Source organism: Nocardia rosealba (assembly GCF_020216065.1).
In the GTDB taxonomy this organism is placed as follows: Bacteria; Actinomycetota; Actinomycetes; order Mycobacteriales; family Mycobacteriaceae; genus Nocardia; species Nocardia rosealba.
In genome coordinates, this window is the sequence record NZ_JAIWNA010000002.1 from 188,456 (window position 1) to 205,153 (window position 16,698).

Genomic DNA, 16,698 nt, shown 5'->3' on the forward strand with positions numbered 1-16,698 from the left:
TTCGACCACCGAAAGTGATCACATCATGTATGACGTCATCGTCGTCGGAACCCGGGTCGCGGGTTCGCCCCTGGCCATGTTGCTGGCCCGTCAGGGCCACCGCGTGCTCGCCGTGGATCGCGCGAGTTTTCCCAGCGACACCCCGTCCACGCACTACATCCACCAGGCCGGTCTCGGCTTTCTGAAGTCCTGGGGTCTGCTCGACGCCGTGGTGGCCACCGGCTGCCCGCCGATCCGGCACCTGAACTTCACCTACACCGACATCGAGATCCCGGGCATGGCCGATCCGTCGGCCGACGGCATCGACGCCGTGTACTGCCCGCGCCGCACCGTGCTCGACAAGATCCTGGTCGACGCGGCGGGGGAGTCCGGCGCCGAGGTGATCGAGGGCTTCACCGTCACCGGGCTGCTGCGCGACGGTGACCGGGTCGCCGGTATCCGCGGCCGCGTCGGCGAGGGTCCCGAGCAGGAGTTCCGCGCGAAACTGGTCGTCGGCGCGGATGGTTCGAACTCCCTTGTCGCCAAAGAGGTCGGTGCGGCCACCTACGAGGGTTCGCCCGCGGCCTGCTTCGTCTACTACTCGTACTACGAGGGCGTGGACTGGGGCATGCACCATCGCACCGGGTTCGGTGAGCAGCAGTTCGCATCCTGGCCGACCAACGACGGCCTGGCCCTGGTGGCGGTCATGCGTAAGCGCGACCGCTTCCGTGACTTCCGTACCGATCCCGATGCCGGGGTGCAGGAGATCGTCGAGCAGATCGACCCGGAGATCGGCGCGCGGTTGCGCGAGACCGGCAAGCGCGTCGAGCCGTTCCGGCCGATGCTCTACCCCGACAACTATCGTCGCCAGTCGTTCGGTCCCGGCTGGGCGCTGGTCGGCGACGCCGGATACCACAAGGACCCGTTCACCGGCTGGGGCATCACCGACGCCTTCAAGTACGGCCAGCTGCTGGCCGACCTGGTCCACGAAAGCCTCTCGGGCGCACGCTCGTTCGAGGAGACACTGCCGGAGTACCAGCGTGAGCGCGACGCCCAGAGCGCCAGCACCTACGAGCTCACCCAGTCGATCTCCGAGCTCACCCTCACCCCCTACTACGACTCGGTGTTCCGCGCGGCCAGCCGCAGCGAGCACTACTCCAAGAAGTTCTTCGGGCTGATCGCCGGGCTGTACCCGCCGGACAAGTTCTTCGGTGAGGCCGAGCTCACCGCACTCTACGAGGAAGTGGACTTCCCGGTCGCCGACCGGCACGTGGTGAATACCGGGGTGTCGGCGTGATCGCGGCCGGCCTGACGGCGCTCGGAGACAGCTTCGTGGAGGGCCGTGGCGACCCCGCCGCGGCGGGCGGCTACCGCGGCTGGGTCTCGCGCCTCGGCGGTCAGCTCGGATTGCGGCCAACCACGATTCGCAACTTCGGCACGCACGGCGCCACCACCGGCGATGTCGTCGCGAGCCAGCTCGCACCGGCGATCTCGGCGGCGCGGGCCGGCCTCTACGGCGTGGTTGTCGGCGTGAACGACCTGGTCAGCGCATACGACGAGGCTCGTTTCGCCGACAACCTGCACACCATCTTCACCACCTTGCGGGCCGAAGATGCCACCGTGTTCACCGCGAGTTACCCCGACATCCCCGCCCGCCTGCCCGTGCCGGCCGGTTTCCGCGCCCTGCTGCGCGAGCGTTTCACCGCCGCCAACGATGTCCTCGCCCGGGTCACCGACGACACCGGCACCCTGCTTCTCGATATCGCCGCCAGGCCCGAATGGGCCCGGCCCGAGGTGTGGACCGCCGACGGTCTGCACCCGAGTCCGGTGGGCCACCGCCTGTTCGCCGCCGCCGCGGCCGAACTGATCGCCTCGGCCACCGCCACCACCGTCGCCGCCTGAGAGGAACCCTTTCGTGACCGTCGAACGACGCCTGGCACGCGACCCGATCGCCATTGTCGGGATGTCGGGTCTGCTGCCCAAGGCACACACCCACCGCGAGTACTGGCAGAACATCATCGACGGCGTCGACTGCACCTCCGAGGTGCCCGCGTCGCGCTGGAGCTTGGACGACTACTACGACGCCGACCGTTCGGCGCCGGACAAGACCTATTCGCGCCGTGGCGCTTTCCTGCCCGATGTCGCGTTCGATCCGCTCGAGTTCGGGCTGCCGCCGAACCAGCTCGAGGTCACCAGCACCATGCAGACCCTGAGCCTCGGGGTGGCCCGTGACCTGCTGGCCGATGCCGGCGCGACCGGTTCGCAGTGGTACGACCCCGCGCGCACCGGCGTGGTGCTCGGCACCACCGGCCCGGTGCCGCTGATGCACCCGCTCGCCGCGCGCCTGTCGACGCCCGTGCTTGCGGAGGCGGGGCGGTCGATGGGACTGTCCGAGAGCGACGTCGGCGAGATCTCACGCCGGTTCGTCGCCGCGTTCGCGCCCTGGGAGGAGAACTCCTTCCCCGGCCTGCTCGCCAATGTGGTGGCGGGCCGGGTGGCCAACCGGCTCGGGCTCGGTGGCATTAACTGCACCGTCGACGCGGCCTGCGCGGCCTCGCTGGCCGCTATCCGGACCGCGATCGCCGAACTGCAGGACGGTCGTGCCGACATGATGATCACCGGCGGCGTCGACACCGAGAACTCGATCTTCATCTACCTGTGCTTCAGCAAGGTCGGCGCGCTCTCGCCGACCGGCCGGATCAGCCCGTTCTCCGCCGAGGCCGACGGCACCCTGCTCGGCGAGGGCATCACGATGCTCGCCCTGCGCCGCCTCGCCGATGCGCGCCGCGACGGCAACCGGATCTACGCGGTGATCCGCGGCCTCGGCTCCTCCAGCGACGGCCGCTCCAAGAGCATCTACGCGCCGCGTGCGGAGGGGCAGCGGGTCGCGCTGGACCGCGCCTACGCCGACGCGGAATGCTCACCCGCCGATGTCGAGCTGATCGAGGCGCACGCGACCGGCACCGCCGTCGGCGACAAGACCGAGCTGACCGCCTTGAAAGGGCTGCTCGCCGAGGCCAGTTCGGAGACCGGTTTCGCGGCGCTCGGCAGCGTGAAGTCCCAGATCGGGCACACCAAGGGCGCCGCGGGCACGGCCGGGGTGATGAAGCTGGCACTGGCCCTGCACCAGAAGGTGCTGCCCTCGACGATCAATGTCGACGCGCCCAACAGCGAGATCGACGCCGCCCGGACGCCCTTCTACGTCAACACCAGGACCCGCCCCTGGGTGCGCGACCCGCAGCGCCCGGTGCGCCGGGCGGCCGCCTCGGCGATGGGCTTCGGCGGCACCAACTTCCACATCGTCCTCGAGGAAGCCGACCAGACGCGCGGCCAGGTCCTGCACCGGGTGCCGCGCGCGCACCTGTGGCACGCCCCCGATGTCGCCGCGCTGATCGACGTCGTGCGCAGTACCCCCGGCACCGACGGCGGTGACATTCCGGCCGGGCACGCCAGGATCGGCTTCGTCTCGGTCGACGACGACACCGCCGCCGATCTTCGGACGCTGGCGGTCGATGAAATGGTGCGCAATCCCGATGCCGCGCACTGGGACCACCCCGAAGGCGTGTACTTCCGCGCAGCCGCCGTACCGGACCCGAAGGTCGGCGTGCTGTTCGCGGGGCAGGGCAGCCAGTACGTGGACATGGGCCTGGACACCGTGCTGAACAACCCGCCCGTCGGGGCGGCGTTCGACGAGGCCAACGCCGCGTTCGTCGGCGCCGAGCAGCGGCTGGGTGCGGTGGTGTTCCCGCCGCCCGCGTTCACCGAGCAGACCCGGGCCGAGCAGGAATCCGCCCTGCGCCGTACCGAATTCGCGCAGCCCGCCATCGGCGCGCTCGCGGCCGGGCAGTTCCGGGTGCTCACCGAATTCGGGCTCAGGGCTCACGGTTACCTCGGCCACAGCTTCGGTGAGCTGACCGCGCTGTGGGCCTCCGGCGCGCTGAGCACCGAGGACTTCTTCGGTCTGGCCAGGGCGCGTGGCGCGGCGATGACGGTCGCCGACGACGCGGAGGCAGGCACGATGGTGGCCGTCAACGCGGCCCGTGACGAGGTCGCCGAGGTGATCGCCGATCTGGACGACGTGTGGATCTGCAATCACAACGCGCCCGACCAGATCGTGGTCGGTGGTGGACCCGACGGCATCGCCGCCTTCACCGCGCGCAGCACCGAGAAGGGCTGGGCGACCCGGGATCTGCCGGTGGCGGCTGCCTTCCATACCCCGTATGTGGCGCACGCGGTCACCGAATTCGGTGCCGCCGTGGAGGAAGTCGACATCGTCGAGCCCGACGCGCGGGTGTACGCCGACACCGCGGGCGCGTCCTACGGTGCCGATGTCGCCGCCAACCGGGCGACCCTGACCGCGCAGCTGAGCCGGCCGGTCGAGTTCGTCGACGCGCTGCGGGCCATGCACGCCGACGGCTGCACGATCTTCGTCGAGTGCGGTCCGAAACAGGTGCTGACCTCGCTGGTCCGGCGCACCCTCGGCGAGGACGTGATCGCCTTCGCCACCGATTCCGGACCCATCGGCAACGGAGACGTTGCACTCAAGCGGGCGGCCGTCCGCCTGGCCGTCCTCGGTGTCGAGCTGTCGGGCATCAACCGCTACGCCGCCCCCGCCACCGAGCCGACCACCCCGGCGGCCGACCGGATGACGGTGACCCTTTCAGCCCCCGAATACGTTCCGGCCGCCCGCCGCGCCGCCTACGCCGAAGCGTTGTCGGGCGACTACCGCGTCCAGCTCGCGGCCGATACGGCAGCACATTCCCACGCCGACCCTGAACCGGTGTCCGCACTCGTTGATTCACCCACCGTGTCCCCGCGTCGCGGCCCGACCCTGTCCGATCTTCCGGCGACTGTTCCCGCTTCGGTCGTGGCGGATTCGCACGCCGTGGTCGGCGCCCGGACCGGCGCGCCGTCGTACCCGATCTCCGAATCACCTGCCGTATCCGAACTTTCGCGCCGTCCCTCGGTGCCCCCGCTTGTGGAGGAACAGCTCGTGACCATCCCCGTCGACCCGCTCGATACCGCACTCGTCCAGCATCTGGATACGCACCGGCAGTACCTCGACGGCCAGCTCGACCTGGCCCGCGGGCTGGCGGGCGTGCTGAGCGCCGGTGCCATCGACGACCGCCTGCTGCGCGCCATCGAGGCCGTGAAGGATCACGGCGTCGCTATCAGCGAAAGTCACTCGCGGGCAAGCGATGTGCTCGCCCAGCTGGCCGAGATCGAAGGGGGAGCCGCAGGCTCGCACTCGGTGACCAGTTACCGGACCACCCCGCACGCGGTGAACGTCCCCGCGCCTACTCAGGCCTTGACCGCTGCGTCCGCTCAGGCCCCGGCGAACGACCACCTGCCCGAGCCGGCCCTGCTGTCCAGCGGTACCGCCACCACGGATACCGTGCCCGGGTCGGTGACTCCCGCCGAAAGCGGCACCGCCTACCCGACGGGTCCTCGGGCCGGTCAGGGCGTCACCGGTGCGAGCAACACCGCACCGCAGGCAGCCGGAACAGCACCGGTGGCCCCGGAGGAGCACGCGGCGACGCCATCGGTAACCGCGCAGACAGCCGCTCGCACAGCGGGTTCCGACGCTCAGAACTCCGCCGTCGGTCCTGAGCAGGGTGCGGGGGCGGAGGCGCTCGATGGCGAAGCGATCCGCGCGGCACTGCGGGAAGTTGTCGCGGACAAGACCGGCTATCCGGTCGAGATGGTCGATCCGGCAATGGATCTGGAGGCGGATCTCGGTGTCGATTCGATCAAGCGGGTGCAGGTGATCGGCGCGCTCCAGGAGCGGTTCCCGTCGCTGCCGAGCCTCGGCCCCGAGCAGCTCGGTACGTTACGCACCCTCGACCAGATCGCCGATCTGCTCGCCACCGACTCGGCGACCACGGCGACCGACACTTCCGCCGCGACGGGTGACCCGGCCGCGCCGACCGGTGGTTCGGCTGTGGCCACCGACGAGGTCGCCTCGTCCGACGCGGATCCCACGCACTCCGCCGAGACCCTGCGGCAGGCGCTGCGGGAAGTGGTCGCCGACAAAACCGGGTACCCGGTCGAGATGGTCGATCCGGCAATGGATCTGGAGGCGGATCTCGGTGTCGATTCGATCAAGCGGGTGCAGGTGATCGGCGCCCTGCAGGAACGATTCCCGTCGCTGCCGAGCCTGGGCCCCGAGCAGTTGGGCACCTTGCGCACCCTCGACCAGATCGCCGATCTGCTCGCCGACGAAGGCCCGACCGCGGCGGGCGCTGCGAGCGGTTCCGCCGCCCCGGCCGCCGCCTCGGACGCCGACGAGGTCGCCTCGGTGGACGCGGATCTCGCGCCCACAGCCGAGACCCTGCGGCAGGTGCTGCGGGAAGTGGTTGCCGACAAAACCGGGTACCCGGTCGAGATGGTCGATCCGGCAATGGATCTGGAGGCGGATCTCGGTGTCGATTCGATCAAGCGGGTGCAGGTGATCGGCGCATTGCAGGAACGGTTCCCGACCCTGCCCAGTCTCGGGCCCGAACAACTCGGCACGTTGCGCTCGCTGGATCAGATCGTGGCCGAGCTGGCCGGGGGTGATGTCCACCCAAAAGCTGAGGCCGCGGCCGAAACGCCGCGGCATGTCGTCGAACTCGTCGAGCTCGCCCCGGTCGACCTCGCGGTCGAGCCGTATCGGCCCGCGGGCCGGGCGCTGGTGGTGTGCCTGGACGAGTCCGCCGAAACCGACGGGGAGGCGATCGAGGAAGCGCTGCGCGCGCTCAGTTGGACGGTGCGGCGGGTCGAGCCCGGCGCCGACACCGGCGCTGCCGACCTGTGCGTGGTCGTCGCGGGTGTCGCCACGGAGTGGGCGCAGGCGGAGCGGATCCTGACCGACACGATCCTGGTCACCGGCCGCGTGGTGCCCGCCCTGCGCGGCGCGACCGGACGCGCCGGGTTCGTCACGGTCACCCGGCTCGACGGCCATCTAGGCATGCGCGGGGACGCCGACCCGGTCCACGCCCTGCTCGGTGGGCTCGGCGGCGTCGTGAAAACCCTTGCCGCCGAGGAACCCACACTGTTCTGCCGCGCGCTCGACATCGCACCGGCGGCGACTCCGGCGCGGGTGGCGCAGATCGTGCTCGAGGAGCTGTGCGACGCCGCGATCGACACCATCGAGGTCGGGGTCGACGCCTCGGGCCTGCGCCGCACGCCGGTGCCGAGCAGACACAAGCGCGCCGTCGTCATCGAGACCGTCAGCACCGCAACGGGATTCGGGCCGACGCTGCTCACCGAGGACGATCTGCTGCTGGTGACCGGCGGAGCCAGGGGAGTGACGGCCACCTGCGTCCTCGCGCTCGCCCGGCACAGCGCGGCGCGCTTCCTGCTGCTCGGCCGCACCACGCTCGGTGAGGAGCCCGCCTGGGCGGTCGGTGTCCCCGACACCGACCTCAAGCCCGCCGCGGTGCGCGCGCTGGCGGGAACCGGTGTGCGGCCCAAGGGCATCGAGCGGGCGTGCGGCGACCTCCGCGCCGTCCGCGAGATCCGCTCGACCCTGGCGACGCTCGGCGACCGCGCCGACTACCTCGCCGTCGACGCCACCGACGCGACGGCACTCGCCGAGGCCGTCGCGCCGTGGCGTGACCGGATCACCGGTGTCGTCCACGGCGCCGGGATCCTGGCGGATTCGATGATCCCCGACAAGACCGTCGACTCGATCGCTCGCGTGTTGCGTCCGAAGCTCGGTGGTCTGGCCGCCGTTCTCGCCGCAGTGGGAGAGCCGAAGGACCTGGTCCTGTTCACCTCGGTGGCCGGTCTGTTCGGCAATGCGGGCCAAGCGGATTACGCCGCTGCCAACGAGGCACTGTGCCGGTTCGCGGTGAGCTGGCGGCGCAGGCACCCCGGGCACCGCGTCACCGCGATCGACTGGGGCGCCTGGGACGGCGGCATGGTTACCGCCGACCTGCGCGAGCACTTCCGGGCGCGCGGCATCCCGCTGCTGGCCCCGGCCGCGGGTGCGGCCGCCTTCACCACCCAGTTCACCGAGGACCGCCGGCCCGAGCCGATCCTGCTGGTCGGCGCCGCCACCGCCTTGTCGACCGGCGAAAACGTGGCCGCCACGGTGCGGGCCCGTCGCGACATCGCGGGCTTGATCGACGAACCCGTGATCGAGGCACACCGCATCGGTGACCACATCGTGCTGCCCGCCACCTTCGGCCTCGGCGCGATGATCCATCTCGCGGAGCGAACCAGGCCGGGCCGCACCGTGGTCGGCGTCCGTGACTACCAGGTGCTCAAGGGACTCGTCTTCGATCATCCGGTCACGGCGCTGGAGATCGAGCTCGTCCCGATCGACGACCTCGACGGCCGTACGGCGGTGCGCGCCACCGTCTTCGACGGCGAGCTCGCCCACTTCCGGGCGACCCTACTGCTGGCCGCGAACCCGGACGGCGGTGCCAGGCAAACGATTCCCGCCGGACCGGGCATCCCCGCAGACCGGATCTACCGGGACGCCATCCAGTTCCACGGTCCGGCGCTCCAGGGCCTACGCGCGATCCGGGCCGAGAGTGACCGCGCGATCGTCCTGGACTGCCACCTGCCCACCGATCCCGTCGCCGTCGGCGCCTACGCGGGCCACCTGCACGACCCGGTCGCCGCCGACCTGATCCTGCAGGGCCCGCCCGTCCTCGGCCACCGGCTGCTCGGCACGGCCTGCCTGCCCCTGGGCGTCGGCCGCATCGACTACCACCACCCGCTCCCGACCGCCGAACCGTTCGTCCTGGTGGTCGACAACCCACGTGTCGGCAGGCTCGAAGCCCGCATCGACGCCACCGCACTGTCCACCGACGGCACAGTGCTGCAACGCTTCTCGGACGTCACCGTCCTCACGACGCCCGACCTGACGGACAAGTTCCAGACCTCGGTGAGGAAGTGGACCCGATGACAGCCCTCGACTTCGACGGCATCGCCTTCGACCCGATCGGCGCGCCTCCCACGCAGCCCGCCCTGAGCGCGCCGCCGCACACCGTGCCACCCGCCCGACCAGCGCCCTACTCCGCACCCGCCCGGCCGGCGCCCGACTCCGCGAGCCGGACGCCTGACCCCGCCTCGGCAGTGGAGCACGCCGGACACGCGGGGGTACCCGATGGGCGCGCAGTGGAATTCACTCGACAGACGCGAGACGGCGCCCAGTCCGCAGGGGAACGTGCCACACGCGCGGGAGCGCCCGCGATCGCTGAGACGAGTGAGGGGAGCGCCACCGCACCGCGCGACGCCATCGCCGAGCTCCGCACCGGCGTCGTCACCGCCCACCGCGCAGCCCTCGCCGCACAAGTCGCCCTACAGCGTGCGCTGTGGACGCGGGCTGTGGGAACGCCTCTGTCCAGCAATGGCGTTCGAGTCCGCGCGACGGCCGCCATCGCCGTTCGGGGTGGACAGCGTGCGGCGGATTCCGCTGCCGTGACCGGGGAATCGTGTGCGGCGGATTCCGCTGTGGTTTCCGCCGGCGAGGGGGCATCGTTCGCGCTCCACGATGTGCCCGGTGGCGTAGCCGACGACGCAAGAATTGCCACCGCCGTTCTCGGCGGGCATCAGGCTCGGGCATTCGGTGCCGCTGTCGAGCCACCCGCGAACCGCGAGGTATCCGCAGGCGAAACCAGCGCCGAACTACCCGACACCGGGCTCGCGGCCCCGCGCGCGGGCGCACAACGGGCCGTGGCAGGTCCCGGCGCGGCAGTGCCCGGCCACCGTGGCACGGCACCGCTCGGCGTCACAGCACCGGTCGGCGATCGAGCATCCCGTGCGTCCGTCGCCGCCAGGGAGGGCGCGTTCAAGCCACTGGCTCGCACCACGCGCACCGAGTTGGACCGCGCGGCCCTCGAGGCGCTGGCCGCGGGCGCGATCGCGGAGGTGTTCGGGCCGGGCTACCGGCGCGACGGAGTCGAGGTCGCGGCGCGCCTGGCCGCTGGAGAACCGTTGGTACTCGACGCGATCGAAGCGATCGAGCTGTACGGCGGTACCGGTGACGGCCGGGTCGTCGCCCGGTACGACGGCGCGCCCGACGTCGCCGCCCGTCAGGCCGCCGAGGTGTTCGCGCTGTTCACCGGCATGCACCTGTGCCTGTCGGGGAGCACATCGACCACGGCGACCGTGCCACTTCGACCGCCGAGCTTCCCTGCGCCTCCCGTGGGCCAGGGTTATTCGACCGGTTCTGCTGTCGCCGGACGCGTCGCGGCCCACCGCACCTTGGAGCTCGTCGTGAGCGCCTTGGATCTCGTCCCCCGTCCGCACGTCACGGGCACGGCGAGCTTCTCCGCAGGGGAGCCCGATCTGTCCGTCGAGGTCACCGTCACCGAGGCGCCGGGCGCGGGCGTCGGACCCGGCCAGGCCGTACCGAACCTGCTGCTCAACGAATTCCACATGACCCACCTCGCTCGCGGCGACCAGGCGACCGCCATGGGCCCCGAGTTCGCGGAGTACACCGGCGTCCGCGCGACCCGACTGCCCACCGGCGGCCTGCTCCTGGTCGACCGGGTACGCGAATTCGACGGTGCGCGCGGCACTCTCGACCACGCCGCGTACACCACCGAATACGACTCGCCCGCCGACTCCTGGTATTACGCCGACACCGCCAACGAATCCATGCCGCATTTCGTGTACATGGAGACCTCGCTGCAGGCGGCCCTGCTCATGGGCTACTACGCGGGACCTACGCTGACCCAGCCAGGTACAACTCTCAGCCTGCGCAATCTCGGCGGCACGGCGACGGTCCTGCGCCAGGTCGACCTGCGCGACCGCACCATCGAACAGTCCTCGCGGCTGCTGTCGACGACGATCCTGCCCGGCTCCTCCCTGCAGACCTTCGACTACACGCTCAGCGTCGACGGCTTGCCTTTCTACACCGGCGAGACCATGTTCGGCTACTTCAGCGACGAGGCCCTCGCCAACCAGACCGGGCTCGACGCCGGGCGCCCCGCACCGTCCTGGCTGGCCGAGAACCCGACGGCCGAAGTCCGGACGATCGACGTGGCCGCCCGCCGCGCCGACCCGCACGCACCCCTGTGCGCGCGCCGCACACTGGCCCTCATCGACCAGGTCGACGTGGTCGACGGCGGCGGCAAACACGGTGCGGGATACCTGCATTCGCTGCGGCCCATCGACCCCGCCGACTGGTTCTTCGACCGCCACTTCCACCTCGACCCGGTCATACCCGGCTCACTCGGCGTCGAATCGGTGATCCACGCCGTCCAGGAATGGCTGCTGGACGCGGGTCACGCCGCGAGCATGGCCGACCCGGTGTTCCGCATCCCGGCCGACATTCCCTTCAGCTGGCGCTACCGCGGTCAGTTCCTGCCCACCGACGGCACCGTGGAACTCGAAGCCCACGTCAAGGCGCTGCATCGCGGACCACACGGGGTGACAGCGGTGGTGGACGGCTCGCTGTGGAAGCCGGGCCTGCGCATCTACGAAGTGACCGACCTGGCCGTCGAACTCGTCGATCGGAGAGCGTGATGACCACGATGCGCACCGTGGCGGTCGCCACCACCACCGAGGGCATCACGGCCCTGCTGCTCGATCTGGACTCGCCGGTCTGGATCGTCCGCGCCGACGGACAGGTCGGTGCCACCGCGGACCAGACCGTCGCCGCGCGTGCCGAGGTGCTCGCCGCGGTCGGGCCGCTTCCGCCGGAACGGCTCGGCGACAGCGCGTTCCGCACAGCCCACGGTGTCCGCGCGGCCTACGCCGCGGGCGCGATGGCCAACGGCATCGCCTCACCCGCTCTGGTGAAAGCCATGGCGCGGCACGGCTACCTGGCCGCCTACGGCGCCGCGGGCGTCGCGCCGGCCAGGGTCGACGCGGCACTGGGCGAGCTCGCCGCCGACCTGAGCGCAAAGCCGTTCGCCTGCAACCTCATCCACAGTCCGAGCGAACCCGCCTTGGAACGTGCGATCGTCGACTCGTGTCTGCGGCACGGTGTCCGCTGCGTGGAGGCGTCGGCGTTCATGGACCTGACCGCCGAGGTCGTGCGCTATCGAGCCCTCGGCCTCGGCGTCGACCAGCGGGGCGACATCGAGATCGGGCACCGGGTGATCGCCAAGGTCTCGCGGGTCGAAGTCGCCGAACTGTTCCTGCGTCCGGCACCGGCCCGGCTGCTGCGCGAGCTCGTGGCGGCGGGCCGGATCACTGCCGCGCAGGCCCGCCTCGCCGCACAGGTGCCGATGGCCGACGACATCACTGCCGAAGCCGACTCCGGCGGCCACACCGACCGCAGGCCGCTGACGGTGCTGCTGCCGGAACTGGTCGCGGCCCGGGATCGCCTGGCCGCCACGGTGCCCGGCGCCGACCGCGTCCGGATCGGCGCCGCCGGTGGGCTCGGCACACCCGACGCCGTCGCGGCCGCCTTCGGACTCGGCGCGGCCTACGTGGTGACCGGGTCGGTCAACCAGTCGGCCGTCGAGGCGGCGCAGTGCGGTGCCACCAAGACTCTGCTGGCGCGCGCCGAGTTCGCCGACTGTGCCATGTCGCCCTCCTCGGACATGTTCGAACTCGGAGTGCAGGTGCAGGTGCTGCGCCGGGGCACGATGTTCGCGGCCCGCGCGCAGAAGCTCTACGACATCTACCGCGCCTACCCGGGGCTCGACGCGCTGCCGACCGCGCTGCGCGCCGAGCTGGAAGCCACCCTGTTCCGCAGGCCGCTCGACGAGGTGTGGCAGGAGTGCGTCCGGTACTTCACCGAGCGCGACCCGGCCCAACTGACCGGCGCGGAGCGGGACCCGAAAGCCAGGATGGCTTTGGTGTTCCGCTGGTACCTCGGCCTGTCCTCGGGCTGGAGCATCCGCGGCGACGCCGACCGGGTCACCGACTACCAGATCTGGTGCGGCCCCGCGATGGGCGCCTTCAACACCTGGACGGCCGGAACCCATCTCGCCGCCCCGGAGAACCGCGCCGTCGCCGAGATCGCCGACCAGCTCCTGTTCGGCGCCGCCTATCTCACCCGGGTCGCCCAGTTGCGCACCGCGGGTGTGCGGCTGCCCGCCGCCTGCGCTCGTTACGTCCCACGTCCGCTGGAGGACCGATGACCGTCGTCGACACCACCGCGACCACCGGAACGGCCTGGATGCTGTGCCCGGCCTGCGACACGATGATCTACCGCAAACGCTACGAGCGGGCGAGCCGCGTGTGCCCCGAATGCGACGGCCACGGCATGCTCACCGCCGACCAGCGCGTCGACCAGCTTCTCGACGCGGACTCGGCCGAGCCGATCGCCACCGCGGCCACCGTCACCGACCCGCTCGGCTTCACCGACACCCGCGCCTACCCCGAACGGATCAGCCAGGCGCGCGAGAGCACCGAGCTGCCCGACGCGATCCGCTGCGTGCGCGGCACCGTCGACGGCACACCGATCGTGCTGGCGGTCATGGACTTCCGCTTCCTCGGCGGCAGTCTCGGCAGTGCCGTCGGCGAGGCGGTGACCGCGGCGGCGGAAGCGGCGCTGGCCGACCGGGCGCCGCTGGTGCTCGTGACCGCATCCGGTGGGGCGCGGATGCAGGAGGGCATCGTCGCGCTCATGCAGATGGCCAAGACCAGCCGGGCGCTGCGCCGCCTCGACGACGCGGGCGTGCTGACCGTCTCGATCATCACCGACCCCACCTACGGCGGTGTCGCGGCGTCGTTCGCCACCGCCACCGACATCATCGTCGCCGAACCCGGTGCGCGACTGGGCTTCGCGGGCCCGCGGGTGATCCAGCAGACCATCGGCCAGACCCTGCCCGAGGGCTTCCAGACCGCGGAATTCCTGCTCGAGCACGGCATCGTCGACATGATCTGCCATCGCTGGGCGCTGCGCACCCGCCTCGCCCGCCTGGTCGCGATGACCACCCCACCACCGCACCGCACCGAGCCCGGCGAGGCCGACGCCGTGATCACCGACCCCGCCGCCCTCACCGTCGGCGAATCCTGGGATCGCGTGCGCGCGGCCCGCAGGCTCGGCAGGCCCACCACCCTGGACTATCTCGCCGGCGCCTTCGACGACTTCGTCGAACTGCACGGCGACCGCATGTCGGCCGACTGCCCCGCCATGATCGCGGGCCTGGCCCGCCTCGACGGCCTGCCGGTCGTGGTGCTCGGCACCCAGAAGGGCCACACCGGACCCGAACTCACCGAACGCAACTACGGGATGCCCACCCCCGCGGGTTATCGCAAGGCGGTCCGGGTGCTGCGCCTGGCCGCCAAGCTCGGCAGGCCCGTCGTCACGCTGGTGGACACGGCGGGCGCCTATCCCGGCATCGAGGCCGAGGAACAGGGCCAGGCGGTGGCCATCGCCGAATCGCTGAAGCTGCTGGCCGGACTGCCCGTGCCGGTGGTCACCGTGATCACCGGGGAAGGCGGCAGCGGCGGCGCGCTCGCGCTGGCACTGGCCGATCGGGTCCTGGTGTGCGAGAACGCGATCTACTCGGTGATCAGCCCCGAGGGCTGCGCGGCCATCCTGTGGAAGGACCCCGCCGCCGCGCCCCGTGCTGCCGCCGCCCTGCGGGTGGACGCGGCCGCACTGCTCGAGCTCGGCATCGCCGACGCCGTCGTCCCCGAACCGGCCGGTGGCGCCGACCGCGATCCCGTCGGCGCGGCGGCCCTGCTGCGGCGGGCGGTGCGCCGAGCCGTCAATGAGCTGGCGGCGTGCCCGAGTGCCGATTTGATCGCCCAGCGGCACAACCGTTTCCGCGGCTACGGCCTGGCCCGCGACCTCCCGGAGACCTCGTGGTCGGCTTCCTGATCCGCCATCCGTTGACCGCTTTGCGACAGAGCTTGTGTAGTACCGACCAACCCGCACACCAAGATTCAGGAGCAGAACCGATGACCGAGTCCGTGACCAACGACCCTCCCGTGCGGGCCGTGAGCCCGACCGAAGCGGACCACAGCCTCTCGGTGCTCAGCCGCCACGCCATGACGGTGGGCGCCACCGGGTCCGCCCCGACCTCGGTGACGGTCGCCAACGGCCCGGTGTCGCTGCGCATCACCTGGGGCGAGCGCCCCGCGGCGGCCGCCGGCGAGGGTGAGCCGGCGGGACATCTGGTTCTCGTCCCGACCGAACCCACCGACGGGGGCGCAGCCAGGGCGGACAGGCCCGCCGACAACGGCGCCGCATCGACCTTCCCGCTCACCGCCGAGACCGTCGGCGTGTTCTATCGAGCGCCGGAACCCGGTGCCGCACCGTTCGTGGCGGTGGGCGACCCCGTGCGCGCCGGCCAACAGGTGGGCATCATCGAGGCGATGAAGCTGATGATCCCGGTCACCGCGGCGCGAGAGGGCGTGGTGGCGGAGATCCTCGTCGACAACGGTGACGCCGTGGAGCACGGCCAGGCCCTGATCGTGTTCGAGGCGCTGCGATGACGCGCCCCTTCGGCAAGGTCCTGATCGCCAACCGCGGGGAGATCGCGGTACGGGTCATCCGTACGTGCCGCGAACTGGGCATCGCCACCGTGGCGGTGCACTCCGCCGCGGACCGTGACTCCGCGGCGGTGCGCCTGGCCGACGAACACGTCCAGATCGGTCCGGCCCCGGCAAAACGCAGCTACCTGTCGATCCCTGCGATCATCGAGGCGGCCCGCGCCACCGGCGCCGACGCGATCCACCCCGGCTACGGATTCCTTTCGGAAGATCCGGATTTCGCCGAGGTGTGCCAGGCGGAGGGCTTCGTGTTCGTCGGCGCACCGTCGGCGGTCATGGCCCGGCTCGGTGACAAGTCGACCGCCCGTGCGCTGATGGCCGACGCGGGCCTGCCCCTGCTGCCGGGCAGCCGCGACGCCGTCGACGACCCCGACGCGGCACGGGCCCTGGCCGACGAGATCGGCTACCCGGTGATCATCAAAGCCGTCGCCGGCGGTGGTGGCCGAGGGATGCGGGTCGTGCGCGACGGCGACGAGTTCGCCACGGCTTGGCAGCACACCAGGGCCGCGGCCGCCGCCGTTTTCGGTGACGGCAGGCTCTATGTCGAGCGCTACCTGGAATCGGCCAGGCACGTGGAAGTGCAGGTCCTCGCCGACACCCATGGCACCGTCCGGCACCTGGGTCTGCGTGACTGTTCGCTGCAGCGCAGGCATCAGAAGCTGGTCGAGGAATCGCCTGCCCCCGGCCTGGCGCCGGACCTCGCCGACCGCATCGGCGCCGCGGCCGTCCGCGGCTGTGCGGCAGCGGGTTACGTCGGGGCGGGCACCGTGGAGTTCCTGCTGGCCCCGGACGGCCGGTTCTACTTCATGGAGGTCAACTGCCGCCTGCAGGTCGAGCATCCGGTTACCGAGATGGTCACCGGCGTCGACCTGGTCGCCGAACAACTGCGCATCGCCGCGGGCGAACCACTGACCCTCGGCGCCGATCGCAGGCCCGAGGGTGTCGCCATCGAATGCCGCCTCAATGCCGAAGACCCCGAACGCGGGTTCGCCCCCGCCCCGGGCTCCCTCACCCGGTGTGAGCTCCCTGCCGGCCCTTTTCGTTCGTGTGGACACCCATATCGCACCGGGCTATGCGGTTCCGCCACACTACGATTCGCTGCTGGCCAAGGTCATCGTGTGGGGGCCGGACCGGCCGACAGCGATTGCCCGGATGCGTCGCGCCCTCGCCGAAACCACCATCGCCGGACCGGGCGTGGCTACCACCACCGATTTCCTGCACGACATCCTCGATCACCCGCGCTTCCGGGCCGCCACCCATGACACCGCCCTCATCGGCGACCTGAACACCCCGGCCGCAGTGACGTCGTAGACGGCGAGG

General features: G+C 71.3%; 8 protein-coding genes and 1 pseudogene. All 9 read left to right on the forward strand.

Annotated elements, in window-relative coordinates:
- The first annotated feature begins 25 nt into the window (after positions 1 to 25).
- Entirely contained in the window at positions 26 to 1,276 is a 1,251-nt protein-coding gene (locus LDL21_RS07670; RefSeq protein WP_225279402.1) for an NAD(P)/FAD-dependent oxidoreductase, read from the forward strand.
- A complete protein-coding gene (locus LDL21_RS07675) occupies positions 1,273 to 1,881 on the forward strand; it encodes an SGNH/GDSL hydrolase family protein (protein WP_225279403.1) in 609 nt (202 codons plus the stop codon). The genes LDL21_RS07670 and LDL21_RS07675 overlap by 4 nt, the downstream gene beginning before the upstream one ends.
- A gap of 13 nt (positions 1,882 to 1,894) precedes the next feature.
- The gene (locus LDL21_RS07680) at positions 1,895 to 8,878 is read left to right on the forward strand and encodes a type I polyketide synthase (protein ID WP_225279404.1); all 6,984 of its coding nucleotides are present in this window, start codon (positions 1,895 to 1,897) and stop codon (positions 8,876 to 8,878) included.
- 548 nt (positions 8,879 to 9,426) lie between these two features.
- Entirely contained in the window at positions 9,427 to 11,445 is a 2,019-nt protein-coding gene (locus LDL21_RS30005) for a hotdog family protein (RefSeq protein ID WP_225279405.1), read from the forward strand.
- Positions 11,445 to 13,013, forward strand: a complete 1,569-nt coding sequence (locus LDL21_RS07690) for a PfaD family polyunsaturated fatty acid/polyketide biosynthesis protein (protein WP_225279406.1) — start codon at positions 11,445 to 11,447, stop codon at positions 13,011 to 13,013. The genes LDL21_RS30005 and LDL21_RS07690 overlap by 1 nt, the downstream gene beginning before the upstream one ends.
- Positions 13,010 to 14,704 carry an acetyl-CoA carboxylase, carboxyltransferase subunit beta gene (gene accD / locus LDL21_RS07695; protein ID WP_181700057.1) on the forward strand — a complete coding sequence of 565 codons (1,695 nt, stop codon included), beginning with the start codon at positions 13,010 to 13,012 and terminating at the stop codon, positions 14,702 to 14,704. The genes LDL21_RS07690 and accD overlap by 4 nt, the downstream gene beginning before the upstream one ends.
- Positions 14,705 to 14,784: 80 nt before the next feature.
- Positions 14,785 to 15,321 carry an acetyl-CoA carboxylase biotin carboxyl carrier protein gene (locus tag LDL21_RS07700; protein WP_225279407.1) on the forward strand — a complete coding sequence of 179 codons (537 nt, stop codon included), beginning with the start codon at positions 14,785 to 14,787 and terminating at the stop codon, positions 15,319 to 15,321.
- Positions 15,318 to 16,232: pseudogene (locus tag LDL21_RS07705) on the forward strand (ATP-binding protein); the annotation flags it as partial. The gene LDL21_RS07700 and the pseudogene LDL21_RS07705, both read left to right, overlap by 4 nt.
- Before the next feature lie 109 nt (positions 16,233 to 16,341).
- Positions 16,342 to 16,689, forward strand: coding sequence for a hypothetical protein (locus tag LDL21_RS07710; protein ID WP_225280309.1), 348 nt, complete (start codon positions 16,342 to 16,344; stop codon positions 16,687 to 16,689).
- Positions 16,690 to 16,698: the final 9 nt, after the last annotated feature.